Origin of the sequence: Streptomyces sp. 351MFTsu5.1 (genome assembly GCF_000383655.1) — a bacterium.
Taxonomy (GTDB): domain Bacteria; phylum Actinomycetota; class Actinomycetes; order Streptomycetales; family Streptomycetaceae; genus Streptomyces; species Streptomyces griseorubiginosus.
Genome location: NZ_KB911780.1, coordinates 210,079 through 228,594, shown reverse-complemented (window position 1 = coordinate 228,594; position 18,516 = coordinate 210,079). Strand labels below are relative to the sequence as shown.

Annotated in this window: 12 protein-coding genes; 4 read left to right on the top strand and 8 right to left on the bottom strand. The window is 70.6% G+C overall.

All coding sequences use genetic code 11. The annotated features are described in order from the left end of the window. Nucleotides 1–16: 16 nt before the first annotated feature. The 4 genes from H295_RS0115465 to hrcA are packed head-to-tail and all read right to left on the bottom strand — an operon-like array spanning nt 17 to nt 4,049. Nucleotides 17–766: a 16S rRNA (uracil(1498)-N(3))-methyltransferase gene (locus tag H295_RS0115465; RefSeq protein WP_020136237.1), complete on the bottom strand. Its 750-nt coding sequence runs from the start codon at nt 764–766 to the stop codon at nt 17–19. Next, entirely contained in the window at nt 763–1,839 is a 1,077-nt protein-coding gene (locus H295_RS0115460; protein WP_020136236.1) for a nitronate monooxygenase, read from the bottom strand. Before H295_RS0115460 ends, H295_RS0115465 begins: the two co-directional genes overlap by 4 nt. 53 nt (nt 1,840–1,892) lie before the next feature. Continuing rightward, entirely contained in the window at nt 1,893–3,032 is a 1,140-nt protein-coding gene (gene dnaJ, locus H295_RS0115455) for a molecular chaperone DnaJ (protein ID WP_007381949.1), read from the bottom strand. Next, nucleotides 3,033–4,049, bottom strand: coding sequence for a heat-inducible transcriptional repressor HrcA (hrcA, locus tag H295_RS0115450; protein ID WP_020136235.1), 1,017 nt, complete (start codon nt 4,047–4,049; stop codon nt 3,033–3,035). A gap of 151 nt (nt 4,050–4,200) precedes the next feature. On the opposite strand from hrcA, the gene H295_RS0115445 reads away from it, so the two are divergent. Next, nucleotides 4,201–4,929 (top strand): MBL fold metallo-hydrolase, encoded by a 729-nt coding sequence (locus tag H295_RS0115445; RefSeq protein ID WP_020136234.1) that lies wholly within the window; start codon nt 4,201–4,203, stop codon nt 4,927–4,929. A gap of 34 nt (nt 4,930–4,963) precedes the next feature. After that, on the top strand, nt 4,964–5,770 hold the full coding sequence (locus H295_RS0115440) for a DUF3097 domain-containing protein (RefSeq protein WP_020136233.1): 807 nt from the start codon (nt 4,964–4,966) through the stop codon (nt 5,768–5,770). A gap of 89 nt (nt 5,771–5,859) precedes the next feature. On the opposite strand, the gene hemW is transcribed toward H295_RS0115440, so the two are convergent. Continuing rightward, nucleotides 5,860–7,092 carry a radical SAM family heme chaperone HemW gene (gene hemW, locus H295_RS0115435; protein WP_028809390.1) on the bottom strand — a complete coding sequence of 411 codons (1,233 nt, stop codon included), beginning with the start codon at nt 7,090–7,092 and terminating at the stop codon, nt 5,860–5,862. Nucleotides 7,093–7,123: 31 nt separating this feature from the next. Continuing rightward, nucleotides 7,124–9,550 carry an ATP-binding SpoIIE family protein phosphatase gene (locus tag H295_RS45470; RefSeq protein ID WP_028809389.1) on the bottom strand — a complete coding sequence of 809 codons (2,427 nt, stop codon included), beginning with the start codon at nt 9,548–9,550 and terminating at the stop codon, nt 7,124–7,126. 100 nt (nt 9,551–9,650) lie between these two features. Between H295_RS45470 and H295_RS0115425 the strand changes: the two genes are divergently transcribed. Both H295_RS0115425 and H295_RS0115420 read left to right on the top strand, forming a co-directional pair. Next, on the top strand, nt 9,651–13,781 hold the full coding sequence (locus tag H295_RS0115425; RefSeq protein ID WP_028809388.1) for a HAMP domain-containing protein: 4,131 nt from the start codon (nt 9,651–9,653) through the stop codon (nt 13,779–13,781). 13 nt (nt 13,782–13,794) lie between these two features. Further along, nucleotides 13,795–14,340: a response regulator gene (locus tag H295_RS0115420; protein WP_020136229.1), complete on the top strand. Its 546-nt coding sequence runs from the start codon at nt 13,795–13,797 to the stop codon at nt 14,338–14,340. Nucleotides 14,341–14,417: 77 nt separating this feature from the next. On the opposite strand, the gene H295_RS0115415 is transcribed toward H295_RS0115420, so the two are convergent. Further along, a complete protein-coding gene (locus H295_RS0115415) occupies nt 14,418–16,292 on the bottom strand; it encodes an AMP-dependent synthetase/ligase (RefSeq protein WP_020136228.1) in 1,875 nt (624 codons plus the stop codon). Between the two features lie 237 nt (nt 16,293–16,529). Beyond that, complete coding sequence (lepA, locus tag H295_RS0115410) at nt 16,530–18,398, bottom strand: translation elongation factor 4 (RefSeq protein WP_020136227.1); 1,869 nt, start codon at nt 18,396–18,398, stop codon at nt 16,530–16,532. Nucleotides 18,399–18,516: the final 118 nt, after the last annotated feature.

Genomic DNA, 18,516 nt, shown 5'->3' with positions numbered 1-18,516 from the left:
GCCGTCCTCCGGGAGGTCAGGACCAGCGGCCGGTGCGGCCGAGGAGCAGGGCGGCCGCCGCGGTGCCGGCGGTCGAGGTGCGCAGCACGGTCGGTCCGAGGACGTAGGCCCGCGCACCCGCCTCCTCGAAGAGCGCCAACTCGTCCTTGGCGACGCCGCCTTCGGGGCCGACGACCAGCACGATCTCGCCCTCCTCGGGGAGTTCGGCGGTGGCCAGCGGCGCGCTGCCGCGCTCGAAGTCGGAGTGCAGCACCGCGGCGAAGTCGGCTTTGGCGAGAAGTGCGGCAACCTGTTTGGTGCTCGCCGCGTCCGCGACCTCCGGGAAGCGGACCCGGCGGGACTGCTTGCCGGCCTCCCGGGCGGTGGCCCGCCACTTGGCGAGCGCCTTCAGGCCCCGGTCGCCCCGCCACTGGGTGATGCATCGGGCCGCCTGCCAGGGCACGACGGCGTCGACGCCGACCTCCGTCATGGTCTCGACGGCGAGTTCGCCGCGGTCGCCCTTGGGGAGGGCCTGGACGACGGTGATGCGGGGCTGTGCGGGCGGCTCCTCGGACACCGAGTCGAGCTGCACGATCAGCCGGTCCTTGCCCTCGGTGCCGAGCACCACGCAGTCGGCCCAGCGTCCCGTCCCGTCGGTGAGGATGACGTCCTCGCCGGGCTGGAGCCGCTTCACGGAGACCGCGTGGCGGCCTTCGGGGCCGTCGAGGACGTAGTGTCCGCCGCCGCCCGCGTCGAAGTGGTCGACGACGAATACTGGCGCGGTCATCGCAGTCCTCCCTTGGCCGACAACGCTGTCCAAGCGTCCGCGAGTTCGGCCGCGAGGAGCTCCACCAGCTGTCCCGCGGGCAGGTCGCGGGCCATGCGGTGGCCCTGTCCCGCCCACAGTGCCATGCCCTGCGCGTCCTTGGCCTTCGCGGCGGCCTTCCGCAGCGGTGCGGTGAGGTGGTGGATCTCGGGGTAGGCGGCGGGCGCGTAGGGGCCGTGCTCGCGCAGGAAGCGGTTGACCAGGCCGCGGGCGGGGCGACCGGAGAAGGCACGGGTCAGCTCGGTGCGGACGAAGAGCGGGTTGGTCAGCGCCTGCTTGTGCACGTCGGGGGCCCCGGACTCGTGGGTGGCGAGGAACGCCGTGCCGAGCTGGGCCGCGCTCGCGCCCGCGGCGAGGACGGCGGCGATCTGGCTGCCCCGCATGATGCCGCCGGCGGCGACGATCGGGAGGGTCACGGTCTCCCGGATCTGGGCCACGAGGGAGAGCAGGCCTAGGCCGGAGCCGTCCTGCTCGGGGATGTCCCGGTGGGTGCCCTGGTGGCCGCCGGCCTCCACGCCCTGGGCTATCACGGCGTCGGCGCCCGCGTACTGGACGGCGAGGGCCTCTTCGGGGGTGGTCGCGGTGACGAGGGTGAAGATGCCGGCCCGGCGCAGGGACTCCAGGGTCTCGGCGCTCGGAATGCCGAAGTGGAAGGAGGCCACGGGGACCGGGTTGTCGAGGAGGACGGCGAGCTTGGCGTCGTAGCCGTCGTCCCGTCCGCTGTCGGGGTCGCCGAGCTCGGTGTCGTACCAGCCGGCCTCGCCGGCCAGCTGGTGGGCGTAGACCTCGACGGCGGCGGGGTCCGCGTACTCCGGCTGCGGCATGAAGAGGTTGACGCCGAAGGGCCGCCCCGTCAGGCCGCGCAGCTGCTTGATCTCCTGGTACATCCCGTCGGCCGTCTTGTACCCGGCGGCCAGGAATCCGAGCCCGCCCGCCTCGGACACGGCGGCGGCGAGCTGCGGCACGGAGACGCCGCCCGCCATGGGGGCCTGCACGATCGGATGAGGGAAGAGATCGGTCAGTGCGGAGGACATGACGGCATGTTGTCACGTCCTCCGAACAAGTCCGAATCCGACCTTCGCACCACTCACGTACGCCCGTTGAAGGCGTCCTTCAGCCGGGAGAACAACCCCTGCTGACCCGGCTGGAACTGCCCCGTGGGCCGTTCCTCGCCGCGCAGCTTGGCCAGCTCGCGGAGCAGGCGTTCCTGCTCCGGGTCCAGCTTCGTCGGGGTCTGGACCTCGACGTGGACGATGAGGTCACCCCGGCCGCCGCCGCGCAGGTGCGTGACGCCCCGGCTGTGCAGCGGGATCGACTGGCCGGACTGGGTGCCGGGCCGGATGTCGACCTCCTCCATGCCGTCCAGCGTCTCCAGCGGCACCTTCGTGCCGAGCGACGCCGCCGTCATCGGGAGCGTGACCGTGCAGTGCAGGTCGTCGCCGCGCCGCTGGAACTGCGAGTGCGGCAGCTCGTGGATCTCGACGTAGAGGTCACCGGCGGGACCGCCACCGGGACCGACCTCGCCCTCGCCCGCGAGCTGGATCCGCGTGCCGTTGTCCACACCCGCCGGGATCTTCACGGTGAGGGTGCGGCGCGAGCGGACCCGGCCGTCGCCCGCGCACTCCGGGCACGGGGTCGGGACGACGGTGCCGAAGCCCTGGCACTGCGGGCAGGGACGGGACGTCATGACCTGGCCCAGGAAGGACCGCGTCACCTGCGACACCTCACCGCGACCGCGGCACATGTCACACGTCTGCGCGGAGGTGCCCGGCGCGGCGCCCTCACCACTGCACGTGGTGCAGACGATCGCCGTGTCGACCTGGATGTCCTTCGTGGTGCCGAAGGCCGCCTCGTCGAGCTCGATCTCCAGCCGGATCATCGCGTCCTGGCCGCGCCGGGTGCGCGAACGCGGACCCCGCTGCGAGGCCGTACCGAAGAACGCGTCCATGATGTCCGAGAAGTTCCCGAACCCACCGGCCCCGAAGCCGCCCGCGCCACCGCCGCCGGCCTGCGAGAGCGGGTCGCCGCCGAGGTCGTAGACCTGCTTCTTCTGCGGGTCCGACAACACCTCGTAAGCGGCGTTGATCTCCTTGAACCGCTCCTGGGTCTTCGGATCCGGGTTGACGTCCGGGTGCAGCTCTCGTGCGAGCCGGCGGAACGCCTTCTTGATCTCATCCTGCGACGCGTCGCGGCGCACGCCGAGAACGGCGTAGTAGTCCGTGGCCACTTACGACTCCGCCAGGATCTGTCCGACGTACCGTGCCACTGCGCGTACCGCTCCCATCGTTCCCGGGTAATCCATGCGGGTCGGTCCGACCACGCCGAGCTTGGCGACTGCCTCGCCGCCCGAACCGTAGCCGACCGACACCACGGAAGTGGAGTTGAGTCCCTCGTAGGCGTTCTCATGACCGATACGCACGGTCATGCCCGAATCCCCGGCCTCGCCAAGGAGTTTGAGGAGGACGACCTGCTCCTCCAGTGCCTCCAGGACGGGCCGGATGGTGAGGGGAAAGTCATGTCCGAAGCGGGTGAGATTGGCTGTGCCGCCGATCATCAGCCGCTCCTCGTTCTCCTCGACGAGTGTCTCCAGGAGAGTGGAGAGCACTGTCGCGACCGTACCCCGATCCTCGACGTCGAAGCCCTCGGGCAGGTCCTCGACCAGTCGGGGCACATCGGCGAACCGTCGCCCCGCGACCCTGCTGTTGAGCCGGGCCCGCAGATCGGCGAGCGAGGCCTCCCCGAAGGGCGCCGGGCAGTCGACCAGCCGCTGCTCGACCCGGCCGGTGTCCGTGATCAGCACAAGCATCAGACGCGCGGGCGCGAGCGAGAGCAGTTCGACGTGCCGGACGGTGGACCGGGTGAGGGAGGGGTACTGCACGACGGCGACCTGCCGGGTCAGCTGCGCGAGCAGCCGCACGGTCCGGGCCACCACGTCGTCGAGGTCGACCGCGCCGTCGAGGAAGTTCTGGATGGCGCGCCGCTCCGGGGCGGTCATCGGCTTGACGCCCGCCAGCTTGTCGACGAACAGCCGGTAGCCCTTGTCGGTCGGGATGCGCCCGGCACTGGTGTGCGGCTGGGCGATGAACCCCTCGTCCTCCAGGGCCGCCATGTCGTTGCGGACGGTCGCCGGGGAGACTCCGAGGTTGTGCCGCTCGGTCAGGGCCTTCGACCCGACCGGCTCCTCGGTGCCGACGTAGTCCTGGACGATGGCGCGCAACACCTGGAGCCTGCGTTCACTCAGCATCGCGCGCACCTCCAGAATGCGTTCCCTCGGTATCTCGCCTGGCACTCTGTCCGTCCGAGTGCCAGCGCTCCCCGAGCCAGTGTACGGCGGTGGGGTGCTCCCAGGGCAAGGTCGGTCCCGTGGGGCAGGTTCCTGCCGTTAGCGTCGCGGTATGACGGTGACTTGGGAAGAGCTCGGGTGGGAGCGGGTCGCGACCGGGGTCGGCCGGTGCCGGCTGCCCCGCTGGGACTGTACGGCGGGCCTGGTGATCGGCGCGGGCACGGCCCTCCTGATCGACGCGGGCGCCGACCTCGCCGAGGGCGCACGGCTGCGCGCCGAGGCCGAGGAGCTGGCCGGCCACCGTGTGACCCATCTCGCGCTGACCCACCCCCACTTCGACCATGTCTTCGGGGCGGCGGCGTTCGCGGGAGCGGAGGTGTTCGGCGCGGTGGGTGTGGAGACGGCCCTGACGGGACGCCTCGGCCGTGCGGAACTGCGGGCGGACGCGGTGCGCAACGGCCTGGAGCCGTCGGCGGCCGACGCGGCGGTGGACGCCCTGGTCTCCCCCCGGCATCACGTCTCCGGCGAGTGGACGCTCGACCTGGGCGACGGCCGCCAGGTCCTGCTGGCGAACGTCGGCCCCGGGCACACGGCCCACGACCTCGCCGTCCTCGTCCCCGGCTCCCCGGAGGTGGTCTTCTGCGGCGACCTGGTCGAGGAGTCCGGCGACCCCCAGGCGGGCCCGGACGCCGTACCCCAGCAGTGGCCCGCGGCTCTGGACCGCCTCCTCGCTCTGGGCGGTGAGGACGCGCTGTACGTGCCCGGTCACGGAGCGGTGGTGGACGCGGAGTTCGTACGGGCGCAGCGGGACGCGCTGGCGGCCCGTTCCGGCGTGTCGTAGTGATCCCCGGGCCGGTTCTCCTATCGTCATCCGAATGCGCCAGTACTCCGCCGACCTGACCCCTCCGTGGAAGAAGCCGAAGCCGGTACCGGAGGTTCCGGCCGAGCCCGGTCTGGTGGTCGAGGAGCCCGGCACCGGTTTCTGCGGCGCGGTGATCCGCTGCGAGGCGGGCACGGTGACCCTGGAGGACCGCTTCGGCAAGCACCGGGTCTTCCCGCTGGAGCCCCGCGGTTTCCTCCTGGAGGGCCGGGTGGTGACCCTGGTCAGACCCTCGGCGGCGGCTCCCGTACGACCCTCCCGTACCGCGTCCGGCTCGGTGGCCGTGCCCGGCGCACGCGCACGCGTGGCCCGCGCCGGCCGTATCTACGTCGAGGGCCGCCATGACGCGGAACTGGTGGAGAAGGTCTGGGGCGACGACCTGCGCATCGAGGGCGTGGTCGTGGAGTACCTGGAGGGCGTGGACGACCTGCCCGCGATCGTGGCCGAGTTCGCACCGGGCCCGGACGCGCGGCTGGGCGTCCTGGTGGACCACCTGGTGCCGGGCAGCAAGGAGTCCCGTATCGCCGCATCGGTCACCAGCGAGCACGCCCTGGTCGTCGGCCACCCGTACATCGACATCTGGGAGGCGGTGAAGCCGTCGTCCCTGGGCATCGAGGCGTGGCCGAGAGTCCCCCACGGCCAGGACTGGAAGACGGGCGTGTGCAAGGCCCTGGGCTGGCCGTCGGACAACACGGGCGCGGTGTGGCAGGCGATCCTGAAGCGGGTCGGGTCCTACAAGGACCTGGAGCCGGAGTTGCTCGGGCGAGTGGAGGAACTGATCGATTTCGTCACGGCTCAGTGACGCCCACCTAGGGGCGCGGGGAACTGCGCGACAAGCCCCCACCGGCCCGCGGCCGCCACTCAACCGGACGCGGCACCCCCATCGGGCGCTCAGTCCACCAGATCCCGCACCACCGCATCCGCCAGCAACCGCCCCCGCAGCGTCAGCACAGCCCGCCCCTGCTCGTACGGCCCGGTCTCCAACAGCCCCTCCCCCAGCGCCCGGCGAGCCGCAGCCAGCCCTTCCTCGCGCAGAAGACCGAGCGGCGCACCCTCCCGCAGCCGCAGCTCCAGCAGGATCCGCTCCACCCGCCGGTCCTCGTCCGAGAGCAGCTCACGCCCGGCCCCCGGCGACTTCCCCGCAGCCAGCGCCGCCGCGTACGCGCCCGGGTGCTTGACGTTCCACCACCGCACCCCGCCCACGTGCGAGTGCGCTCCGGGGCCCGCGCCCCACCAGTCGGCGCCCCGCCAGTACAGCTCGTTGTGGAGGCAGCGGGCCGCCTCCGAGGTGGCCCAGTTGGAGACCTCGTACCAGTCGAACCCGGCCTCCGCCAGCACCGAGTCCGCGATGAGGTAGCGGTCGGCGTGCACGTCGTCGTCGGTCATCGGCACCTCGCCGCGGCGGATGCGCCGGGCCAGCTGGGTGCCCTCCTCGACGATCAGCGCGTACGCCGACACATGGTCAGGACCGGCTCCGAGCGCCGCCTCCAGGGACGCCCGCCAGTCGTCGTCGGACTCGCCGGGGGTGCCGTAGATCAGGTCGAGGTTGACGTGGTCGAACCCCGCCGCCCGGGCCTCCGCCACGCACGCCTCGGGCCGCCCCGGGGTGTGCGTGCGGTCCAGCACCTTCAGTACGTGCTGCCGGGCGCTCTGCATCCCGAAGGAGACCCGGTTGAAGCCACCCTCGCGCAGCGCCGACAGGTACGCCGGGTCGACGGACTCCGGGTTCGCCTCGGTGGTGACCTCGGCGTCCTCGGCAAGACCGAACTCGTCGCGGATCGCCGCGAGCATCCGTACGAGGTCCCCGGCGGCCAGCAGCGTCGGCGTACCGCCCCCGACGAACACCGTGCGCACCGGGCGCGGGTCGTCGCCGAGCACCTTGCGGGCCAGCCGGATCTCGTCGATCAGCGTCTCGGCGTAGTTGTCCCGGGAGGCCAGCACGCCGCCCGTGCCGCGCAGCTCGGTCGCCGTGTAGGTGTTGAAGTCGCAGTAGCCGCAGCGGGTCGCGCAGTACGGGACGTGCAGGTAGAAGCCGAGGGGGCGGTCGGCGGAACCGGTGAGCGCGGACGCGGGGAGCGAGCCGTCGTCGGGGACGGGTTCGCCGTCGGGGAGTGCGGAGGGCATGTCCTCCATTGTCCAGCACCGGGGCGGAGAGCTACTCCGCCTGGAGGACCAGCAGCGCCAGGTCGTCCTCCGGCGGCCGGGCCCCGAACTCGTGGACCAGCCGTCTGATCCGCTCGGCGATCAGCTCGGCGTCCAGCCCGGCGCAGCCCGCGAGCGCCTCGGCGAGCCCGTCCTCGTCGTCGAACTGCCGGCTGCCGCTGCGCCGCTCGGTCACCCCGTCGGTGACGCAGAGCAGGCTGTCGCCGGGCCGCAGCTCGAAGGTCTCACTGGTGTACGTCTCGTCCTCGACGACCCCGATCAGGGTCTGCGGGCGGGCGACCGTACGGACCTCGCCGCGTGACCCGAGCAGCAGCGGGAGCGGGTGTCCGGCGGAGGCGAGGGTGCAGCGCACTCCGCCGTCGAAGGGCACCAGCTCGCCGTAGAGGAGGGACAGGAAGCGGGTCTGCGGGCCGTCGCCTGCGTGCGGGGGGCGTCCGCCGGCGGAGGCCAGCGCCCGCGCCGCCGCGTCCGCGGCCTCCGTCGCGTCGTCGAGGAGCAGCTGGTTGAGACGGTCCAGGACGTCGGCGACGCGGTAGCCCTCGCGGGCCAGCAGCCGGAGCCAGGGGCGGGCCAGGCCGATCACCACGGCGGCCTCGGGGCCCTTGCCCTGCACGTCACCGACGGCGAAGCACCAGCGGCCGTCGCCGGCCGGGAAGAGGTCGTAGAAGTCGCCGCTGGGCCCGCCCTTGTCGCACGGCTCGTACACCAGGGCGCTGCGCACGCCGGGTATCTCGGCGACGGCGCCCGGCAGCAGCCCGCGCTGGAGCACGGCACTGATAGTGGCCTGGCGGGCGTACTGCCGGGCGGCCCCGATGGCGAGCGCGACCCGACGGCTGAGGTCCTCGACGAGCCCGGTGATCTCGTCGGGCAGGGACCCCACCCCGGCCCGCCCGATGACGAGCGTCCCGAGGGGGCGGCCCCCGGCGGTCAGGCGGTAGGCGAGGGCGGAGCCGGGTGGGGTGTCGGGGGTGGGTGGGGTGTCGGGGGTGGGTGGGGTGTCGGGGGTGGGTTGGTAGCCGGAGGTGGGGGCGGAGGCGGGGGCAGGCGTGAGGTCACCGGCGGAACTGGGGCCGGAGCGGCTGTGGCGCGAGCGGTGGCCGGTGGCGGGGGTGGAGCGGTGCTCGGCGCCGGTGGCGGGGGTGGAGACGGAACCGTGCCCGGAGCCGGAAGCGAAGCCGCGCTCGATGCCGGAGGCTGCGCCGGACTCGGAGCCAAGCCCGGACCCGGAGGCGGAACCGTGCCCGGAGCCGGAAGCGAAGCCGCGGTCGAAGCCCAAGGCTGCTCCGGACTCGGAACCGGTCCCGGAGCCGTTGGCGGAACCGGGCCCGGATCCGTGGGCGGAGCCGCGCCCGGAGACGGGCTCGCGGCTGGGCCGGGTGTCGGGCGCGCCGAGGGCCTCTGTCGGCCAGGGGAACGGGACGGGCCCCGTGCCGTCCGGGCCGTCCGGCAGCTGTGGTGGCTCCTTCTCCAGCGCCCGCCGCAGCTCCTCGATACGCGTCTCGCTGGCGTGCCAGACCCGGGCCAGACGGGGCCCGGGAGCACCGTTGTCGCCCCGGCCCCCGCCACCACCCCCCTCGGCCTCACCCGAACGCGGGGAGCCCCAGCGGCCGGCCACCTCGTCCTCCAGCCACACCGCACACCAGTCGGCCAGCCGCGGCACGATCAGCTGACCGGCCAGCGCGGCGACGAGGTTCTCGTCCAGCTGCCCGGCGAGCAGGTCGGACGCCTCGGCGAGGAAGGAGAGGGCTCCGCGGTTGAGCCAGTCGCGATCCTGTTCCACGCGGGCGCGGGCCTGCGGGGCCGGCGTCAGAAGCCCTGGCAGGCCCGGGGGCGCAGCGAAGCCCGGCAGCCCCCGCTCATCCCCGCCACCGTCACCGCCCCCGTCCGCCTCCCCGTACTCCCCCGCATACGCCTGGATCCCCTCCAGCGCCTCCTTCCCCCCGGCCGGCAGCCGTGCCCACACGGTCTTGGCGCCCGTGCGATACGTGATGCCCCAGGACTCCGCGAGCGCGGCGACCAGGCGGAGTCCCCGCCCGTACTCCGGTATGCCGTAGGGCGTCTCGGTGTCGCCGTCGCGCGGGGCACGCGAAGGGTGGTGGTCGAGGACCTCGATGACGAGGGCCCCGGTGTGCGCCTCCAGACGGCCGTCCAGTTCGACCTCGGTACCGGCGTGCACGACGGCGTTGGTGACCAGCTCGCTGACCACCACCACCGCGTCGTCCGACTGCCGGTCCGTGAGGAACTCGGTTCCGGGCAGCGCCAGTTCGGCCCATTCGCTCAGCGTGGCCCGTAACAGCGCCCGGGCCGCGCCCGGAGTGAGCGGGGTACCGGGGAAGGTGGCACGGACCCGCACCGGAGCGGGCGTGTGCGTGCCGGCCCCATGGGCAACGGATTCCCGTTGCGCAGGAATGGCCCCCATGTCCGTCTCCCCGGGCAGTTCGGACGATTACGCCTCTGATTGCGGACAGAGTGACAGACTGACCCAGCCCATAAGCGCCGAGTTACCGAAGTGGGCCGCCATGAGTGAGAACAGTGGTACGCCTGTGTTCGAAGAAGGACAGAAAGAAGCCTGGATTCGAGCATCGGACCTACGCCCTCTGCTCGCCGCGATGACCGCCGCCCGGGACGGCGACTTCCGCCGGATGCCGGAGTCCGGCGACGGGATCGTGGCCGAACTGACGGCCGTCTTCAATCAACTCGTCGACCGCAACCTCCACTTCACCGGCGAGGTCAACCGCGTGAAGCGTGAGCTGGTGCGGCACGGCCGGCTCGACGAGCGGCTCTCCCCCAGCCCCGGGCAGGGCACCTGGACCTCCCGGGTCAACGACGTGAACCAGCTGCTCGACGCCCTGGTGGCCCCGGCCGCCAACGCGACCCGGGTCCTGGACGCGGTGGCCGGCGGCGATCTGACCCAGCGGGTCGATCTGCACGACGGCAACCGCCAACTGCGCGGTGATCTACGGCGGCTGGGCCGGGCCGTGAACAAGATGGTCGACCAGCTCTCCCTGTTCACCGGCGAGGTGACCCGGGTGGCCCGTGAGGTGGGCACCGAGGGCCGGCTCGGCGGGCGGGCCAAGGTGACCGGTCTGTCCGGCAGTTGGCGGGACGTGACCGAGGCGGTCAACACCATGGCGTCCCGGCTGACCGCCCAGGTCCGGGACATCGCCCTGGTGACCACGGCGGTGGCCCGCGGCGACCTGACCCGCACGGTCACCGTCGAGGCGACCGGCGAGCTGCTCGAACTGAAGCTGACCGTGAACACGATGGTGGACCAGCTCTCCGCCTTCGCCGACGAGGTCACCCGTGTGGCCCGTGAGGTCGGCACCGAGGGGCAGTTGGGCGGGCGTGCCCAGGTGCGGGGCGTCTCCGGGGTCTGGAAGGACCTCACCGACAACGTCAACTTCATGGCGTCGAACCTGACCTCACAGGTCCGGAACATCGCGCAGGTGACCACCGCGGTGGCCAACGGCGACCTGAGTCAGAAGATCACCGTGGATGCCCAGGGCGAGATCCTCGAACTGAAGTCGACGATCAACACGATGGTCGACCAGCTCTCCGCCTTCGCGGACGAGGTCACCCGCGTCGCCCGCGAGGTCGGCACCGAGGGCAACCTCGGCGGCCGGGCCCAGGTGCGAGGAGTGTCCGGCGTCTGGAAAGACCTCACCGACAACGTCAACTTCATGGCGGACAACCTCACTTCGCAGGTCCGCAACATCGCCCTGGTGTCGACGGCCGTCGCCCAGGGCGACCTCGGCAAGAAGATCACCGTGGAGGCCAAGGGCGAGATCCTGGAGCTGAAGTCGACGATCAACACCATGGTCGACCAGCTCTCCGCCTTCGCGGACGAGGTCACCCGCGTCGCCCGCGAAGTCGGCACCGAGGGCAACCTCGGCGGCCAGGCGCAGGTGCGAGGAGTGTCCGGCGTCTGGAAGGACCTCACCGACAACGTCAACTTCATGGCCCTGAACCTGACGTCACAGGTGCGGAACATCGCCCAGGTCACCACCGCCGTGGCCAACGGCGACCTGTCGAAGAAGATCACCGTCGACGCGCGCGGCGAGATCCTCGAACTGAAGGACACCGTCAACACGATGGTGGAGCAGCTGCGCGCCTTCGCCGACGAGGTGACCCGCGTGGCCCGCGAGGTCGGCACCGACGGCCGGCTCGGCGGCCGCGCCCAGGTGCTGGGCGTGAGCGGTGTGTGGCGGGATCTGACCGACAACGTCAACTACATGGCGGACAACCTCACTTCGCAGGTCCGCAACATCGCCCAGGTGACGACCGCCGTGGCCAACGGCGACCTGTCCAAGAAGATCGACGTGGACGCGCGCGGCGAGATCCTGGAGCTGAAGACCGCCATCAACACCATGGTCGACACGCTCTCCTCCTTCTCCTCCGAGGTCACGCGTGTGGCCCGCGAGGTCGGCTCCGAGGGCCAACTAGGCGGCCAGGCACGGGTCGAGGGCGTGTACGGCACCTGGAAGCGCCTGACGACCAACGTGAACGAGCTCGCCTCCAACCTGACCACCCAGGTCCGCGCGATCGCCGAGGTGGCCTCCGCGGTGGCCCAGGGCGACATGTCCCGCTCGATCACCGTGGAGACGCAAGGGGAGGTCGCCGAGCTCAAGGACAACATCAACCTGATGGTGGCCAACCTCCGCGAGACGACCCGCGCGAAGGACTGGCTGGAGTCCAACCTCGCGCGTCTGGCCGCGCTGATGCAGGGCCACCGGGACCTGATGGAGGTCGCCGACCTGATCCTGCGCGAGCTGACCCCGCTGGTGAACGCCCAGTACGGAGCGTTCTTCCTCGCGGACCCGGACGAGGACGGAACCTCGCTGCACACCACCGTTCCCGCAAAGGGACTGGCCTTCATCGCGGGCTACGGCTCGGCGCAGGGCGCGACCGTCGACACCGGGGGCATGCCGGTGCACGGTCTGGTCCGGCAGGCGGCCCGTGAGAAGAAGCGGATCCTGGTGGAGGAGGCCCCGCCGGACTACATCAAGATCAACAGCGGGCTGGGCGAGGCCGCCCCGAGCAGTGTCGTCATCATCCCGATCCTCTTCGAGGACAAGCTCCTGGGCGTCATCGAGCTCGCCTCCTTCTCCCGCTTCTCCGACGTCCACCTGGCGTTCTTCGACCAGTTCGTGAACACCATCGGCGTGGCCATCAACACCATCATCGCCAACTCCCGCACCGAGTCCCTGCTCGGCGAGTCCCAGCGCCTCGCGATGCAGCTCCAGGAGCGCTCCGACGAACTCCAGATGCAGCAGGCGGAGTTGCAGCGGTCGAACGCGGAACTGGAGGACAAGGCGGCCCTGTTGGCCACCTCCTCGCAGTACAAGTCGGAGTTCCTGGCGAACATGTCCCACGAACTCCGCACCCCGCTGAACTCCCTGCTGATCCTGGCGAGGCTGCTCTCCGACAACCCGGACGGCCATCTCTCCGACCAGGAAGTGCAGTTCGCGACGACGATCCACCGGTCGGGAAGCGATCTCCTCCAACTGATCAACGACATCCTCGACCTGTCGAAGATCGAGGCCGGCCGGATGGACGTACGCCCGAAGAAGCTGCCGCTCATCAAGCTGCTCGACTACGTCCACGCCACCTTCCGCCCGCTCACCCTGGACCGGGGGCTCGCCTTCGAGGTGGCGGTCGGCGAGGCCGTACCGCGCGAGATGTACTCCGACGAGCAGCGCCTCCAGCAGATCCTGCGCAACCTGCTCTCCAACGCGATCAAGTTCACCGCCAGCGGGCGGGTCGAACTGCGGGTCAACCGCATCAAGGACCCCGAGCACCGGTACGTCCGCGACAGCGACGACGTCATCGCGTTCGCGGTGTCCGACACCGGCATCGGCATCGCGCGGGAGAAACTCCCGGTGATCTTCGAGGCGTTCCAGCAGGCCGACGGCACCACCAACCGCAAGTACGGCGGCACCGGGCTCGGCCTCTCCATCAGCCGCGAGATCGCGGGCCTGCTGGGCGGCCGTATCGTCGCCGAGAGCGAACCCGGCAAGGGCTCCACGTTCACGCTCTACGTCCCGGTCGTCAGCCCCGGCAACACGGCCACCGGCCCGACCGCCGAGGACCGCCCGCTGCCGGACCCGGACGACCTGTCCAGCGAGCCCTACCCGACCGCCCACGACGCCGAGGACTCCTGGCCCGCGCCCACCAGGCTGGAGGCGTGGCAGTCCGGACGGGCGGGCCAGGTCCTGTCCGGGCGAAGGGTGTTGATCGTGGACGACGACATCCGCAACGTCTTCGCGCTCACCCATGTGCTGGGCCGGGTCGGCATGCCGGTGCTGTACGCGGAGAACGGCCGCGAGGGCATCGAGACCCTGGAGCGCAACCCGGACGTCGAACTCGTCCTGATGGACATCATGATGCCGGAGATGGACGGCTACGAGACCATCGCCGCGATCCGCCGCACCGCCCGCTGGGCCGGGCTGCCCATCGTCGCGCTCACCGCGAAGGCGATGCCCGGGGACCGCGAGAAGTCCATCGCGCGCGGCGCCAACGACTACGTACCCAAGCCGGTGGACGTCGACCAGCTCCTGACCGTCGTCTGCGCCCTCCTGGACCCCGAGGGCGCGGAGACGGAGGAGCGGACCGACGTCGAGGAAGCCGTGGTCCCGCCCACCGACGACTGAATGAGGCAGTCACATGAGCACTGAGGCAACGACCGACGACGGTGCCGGCATCCTCCTGGTCGACGACATGGAGGACAACCTGACAGCGCTGGAGGCGGTCCTCGGGTCCCTCAACGAGCCACTGGTGCGCGCCCGTTCGGGCGAGGAGGCGATGAAGGCCCTGCTCCGCCGCCGGTTCGCCCTGGTCCTCCTGGACGTACGGATGCCGGGCATGGACGGCTTCGAGACCGCCGCCAACATCAAACGCCTGGACCAGACGAAGGACGTCCCGATCATCTTCCTCACGGGAGCGGACGACGACTCGGGCTACGCCTTCCGCGGCTACGCGACCGGCGCCGCCGACTACTTGACCAAGCCGTTCGACCCCTGGGTCCTGCGAGCGAAGGTCAGCGTCTTCCTGGACCTGCACAGAAAGAACCAGCAGTTGGAGCGCCTGCTGTCACGGCAGCGGGCTGACTACCAAGAGGTGGGCAGGCGACTGACGGCCCTGGAGGAAGAGTTGACGGAGTCTCAGCGTGTCCAGGTGAAGGAACTCCGCCACCTTCTGGAGCGGCGGTGAGGTGTTCTTCAGGGGCGCGGGGAACTGCGCGACCAGCCACAACGCACCGCCGGCCGCACACGCTCCCCCGCCACCCCTTACGCCTCCCGAGACCCCGCGTACATCTCGTCGATGAGGTGCTTGTACTCCCGCTCCACAACAGGCCGCTTCAACTTCAGGCTAGGCGTGATCTCCCCGTGCTCCACATCCAGATCCCGCGGCAGCAACCGGAACTTCTTGATCGTCTGCCACCGCTGAAGCCCCTCGTTGAGCTGCTTCACATACCCCTCGACCATGGACACGGTGACCGGCGCGGCGACGACCTCCGCGTACGGCTTCCCCTCGAGCCCGTTCTCCTTGGCCCACTCCAGGATCGACACCTCGTCCAGCGCGATGAGCGCGGTGCAGAAGTTCCGGTCCGCCCCGTGCACGAGGATGTTGGACACGTACGGGCACACCGCCTTGAACTGCCCCTCGACCTCGGCGGGCGCGATGTACTTGCCGCCGGACGTCTTGATGAGGTCCTTCTTGCGGTCGGTGATCCGCAGGTACCCGTCGGGCGACAGCTCACCGATGTCCCCGGTGTGGAACCACCCGTCGGCCTCGAGGACCTCGGCCGTCTTCTCGGGCAGCCCGTGGTAGCCCTCCATGATCCCGGGGCCGCGCAGCAGGATCTCCCCGTCGTCGGCGATGCGGACCTCCGTGCCGGGCAGCGGCTTGCCGACCGTGCCGGTGCGGTAGGCCTCGCCCGGGTTGACGAAGGAGGCCGCCGAGGACTCCGTGAGGCCGTAGCCCTCGAGGATGTGGATGCCGGCGCCGGAGAAGAAGTAGCCGATCTCCGGGGCGAGCGCGGCGGACCCGGAGACACAGGCCCGCAGGTTCCCGCCGAACGCCTCCCGGATCTTCGCGAAGACCAGCGCGTCGGCGACCTTGTGCTTGGCGCTCAGCCCGAAGGACGCGGAGGCGACCCCGGTGCGCCGGAAGTTGTCCTGGCTCTCCTTGGCGTAGGCGCGCCCCACCTCGGCGGCCCACTGGAAGATCTTGTACTTGGCGCCACCGCCCGCACGGGCCTTCGCGGCGACCCCGTTGTAGACCTTCTCGAAGATGCGCGGCACGGCGGCCATGTAGGTCGGCTTGACGACCGGCAGGTTCTCGATGATCTTGTCGACGCGGCCGTCGACGGCGGTGACGTGACCGACCTCGATCTGCCCGGAGGTGAGGACCTTGCCGAAGACGTGGGCGAGCGGCAGCCACAGGTACTGCACGTCCTCGGGGCCGACCAGTCCGGTCGCGGCGATGGCCTTCGCCATGTAGGCCCAGTTGTCGTGCGGCAGCCGTACGCCCTTGGGACGGCCGGTGGTGCCGGAGGTGTAGATCAGCGTCGCGAGCTGGTCCTTGGTGATGGCGCCGACCCGCTCCTTGATCAGGTCGGGGTCCTTCTCCAGGCGGGCGGCGCCGCGCGCCTCCAGCTCGGCCAGGGTGAGCACGAAGTCGCTGGTCTCGACACCGGCGGAGTCGATCACCACGACGTTCGTCAGCGCGGGCAGCTCACCGCGCTTCTCGACCGCCTTGGCGAGCTGCGCCGCGTCCTCCGCGATCAGCACCCGGCTCTCGGAGTCGGAGAGGATGAACGCCGACTCGTCGGCGTTGGTCTGCGGGTAGATCGTGGTCGTGGCGGCACCGGCGCACATGATGCCGAGGTCCGCGAGGATCCAGTCGAGCCGGGTCGAGGAAGCGAGGGCGACCCGCTGCTCGGGCTGCACCCCCAGCTCGATCAGTCCGGCCGCGATGGCGTGCACACGCTCCGCGGCCTGCGCCCAGGTGAGCGACTTCCACTCGTCCGGGCCGTCGCCCGAGGCCGCCGGCACCGGGAAGCGGTACGCCTCGGCGTCCGGTGTGCTCGCCACGCGCTCCAGGAAGAGGCTCGCCACACTCGGCGGACGGTTCTCGATCAGTGTCTGTGTGTCGCTCACGACATCCTCCGGGGCCCGCGACAGTGCGGCTGGCTCTCAGGTTTGCGGCTGTTGTTTAACTCGCGAGTAACTATCGAGCAGAGATCAGAGTAAAGCGCGGCCGACCCGTTCGTAAGGGGCCACGGCCTGTCACTTCCTACAGAGCGCGACGTTACGCACGCGTAGGGGCCCGCCGCACTTTCGCACGACGGACCCCTTTTCCATCCGATTCGACGGGTAACCGGGAGTAACCCGCGGTTACTTCTTGCCCTTGCCCGACCCCGCGCTGTCATCACTGGAGAGGACGGCGATGAAGGCCTCCTGCGGAACCTCCACGGAACCCACCATCTTCATCCGCTTCTTGCCTTCCTTCTGCTTCTCCAGCAGCTTCCGCTTACGGGAGATGTCACCGCCGTAGCACTTGGCGAGGACGTCCTTGCGGATGGCGCGGATGGTCTCGCGGGCGATGACCCGGGAGCCGATGGCGGCCTGGATGGGCACCTCGAAGGCCTGCCGCGGGATGAGCTCGCGCAGCTTGGCGACCAGGCGCACACCGTAGGCGTAGGCCGCGTCCTTGTGCGTGATCGCGGAGAACGCGTCCACCTTGTCGCCGTGCAGCAGGATGTCCACCTTGACCAGGGAGGACGTCTGCTCACCGGTGGGCTCGTAGTCCAGCGAGGCATAGCCGCGCGTCTTGGACTTCAGCTGGTCGAAGAAGTCGAACACGATCTCCGCGAGGGGGAGCGTGTAGCGGATCTCGACGCGGTCCTCGGAGAGGTAGTCCATGCCGAGCAGGGTGCCGCGCCGGGTCTGGCACAGCTCCATGATCGAGCCGATGAACTCGGTCGGGGCGAGGATCGTGGCGCGTACGACGGGCTCGTACACCTCGTTGATCTTGCCCTCGGGGAACTCGCTCGGGTTGGTGACGGTGTGCTCGGTGCCGTCCTCCATCACGACCCGGTAGACCACGTTGGGCGCGGTCGCGATCAGGTCGAGCCCGAACTCGCGCTCCAGGCGCTCACGGATCACGTCGAGGTGGAGCAGACCGAGGAAGCCGACGCGGAAGCCGAAGCCGAGGGCCGCGGAGGTCTCCGGCTCGTAGACGAGCGCCGCGTCGTTGAGCTGGAGCTTGTCCAGGGCCTCGCGCAGCTCGGGGTAGTCGGAGCCATCCAGCGGATACAGACCGGAGAAGACCATGGGCTTGGGGTCCTTGTACCCGCCCAGGGCTTCCGTGGCCCCCTTCTGCTGGCTGGTGACGGTGTCACCGACCTTGGACTGGCGGACGTCCTTCACACCGGTGATGAGGTAGCCCACCTCACCGACGCCGAGACCGTCGGCGCCCAGCATCTCGGGCGAGTTGGTGCCGATCTCCAGCAGCTCGTGGGTGGCGCCGGTCGACATCATCTTGATGCGCTCGCGCTTGTTGAGCTGGCCGTCGATGACACGGACGTACGTCACGACACCGCGGTAGGAGTCGTAGACCGAGTCGAAGATCATCGCGCGGGCGGGGGCGTCCTTGACACCGACCGGGGCCGGGACCTCCTTGACGACCCGGTCGAGGAGCGCGTCGACACCGAGCCCGGTCTTGGCGGAGACCTTGAGCACGTCGGACGGGTCGCAGCCGACGAGGTTCGCGAGCTCCTCGGCGAACTTCTCGGGCTGCGCGGCCGGCAGGTCGATCTTGTTGAGCACGGGGATGATCGTGAGGTCGTTCTCCATCGCCAGGTACAGGTTGGCGAGAGTCTGGGCCTCGATCCCCTGGGCGGCGTCCACGAGGAGGACGGTGCCCTCGCACGCGGCGAGCGACCGCGAGACCTCGTAGGTGAAGTCGACGTGCCCCGGGGTGTCGATCATGTTGAGGATGTGCGTGTTGCTCTTGTCGTGGGTCGGGGCCCACGGCAGACGCACCGCCTGCGACTTGATCGTGATGCCGCGTTCGCGCTCGATGTCCATGCGGTCGAGGTACTGAGCGCGCATCTGGCGCTGCTCGACCACACCGGTCAGCTGGAGCATCCGGTCGGCGAGCGTGGACTTGCCGTGGTCGATGTGCGCGATGATGCAGAAGTTGCGGATCAGAGCCGGGTCGGTACGGCTCGGCTCGGGCACGTGGCTGGGGATCGCGGGCACGCAGGGTCCTGATTCTTGAGGCGTCCGCAGTGTCTGCGGTCTCGGGTCGGATCGATACGTAGCCTCCATGGTCCCACGGGCGGGGACCGGCGACCGGTTTGGGCCACGTGCAGGGCCG

Coding starts and splice junctions, on each gene's coding strand:
- H295_RS0115425 (WP_028809388.1), top strand. CDS start 9,651: ATGAGTGAGAACAGTGGTACGCCTGTGTTCGAAGAAGGACAGAAAGAA.
- H295_RS0115440 (WP_020136233.1), top strand. CDS start 4,964: ATGCGCCAGTACTCCGCCGACCTGACCCCTCCGTGGAAGAAGCCGAAG.
- H295_RS0115460 (WP_020136236.1), bottom strand. CDS start 1,839: ATGTCCTCCGCACTGACCGATCTCTTCCCTCATCCGATCGTGCAGGCC.
- H295_RS0115445 (WP_020136234.1), top strand. CDS start 4,201: ATGACGGTGACTTGGGAAGAGCTCGGGTGGGAGCGGGTCGCGACCGGG.
- H295_RS0115465 (WP_020136237.1), bottom strand. CDS start 766: ATGACCGCGCCAGTATTCGTCGTCGACCACTTCGACGCGGGCGGCGGC.
- H295_RS45470 (WP_028809389.1), bottom strand. CDS start 9,550: ATGGGGGCCATTCCTGCGCAACGGGAATCCGTTGCCCATGGGGCCGGC.
- H295_RS0115420 (WP_020136229.1), top strand. CDS start 13,795: ATGAGCACTGAGGCAACGACCGACGACGGTGCCGGCATCCTCCTGGTC.
- hrcA (WP_020136235.1), bottom strand. CDS start 4,049: ATGCTGAGTGAACGCAGGCTCCAGGTGTTGCGCGCCATCGTCCAGGAC.
- hemW (WP_028809390.1), bottom strand. CDS start 7,092: ATGCCCTCCGCACTCCCCGACGGCGAACCCGTCCCCGACGACGGCTCG.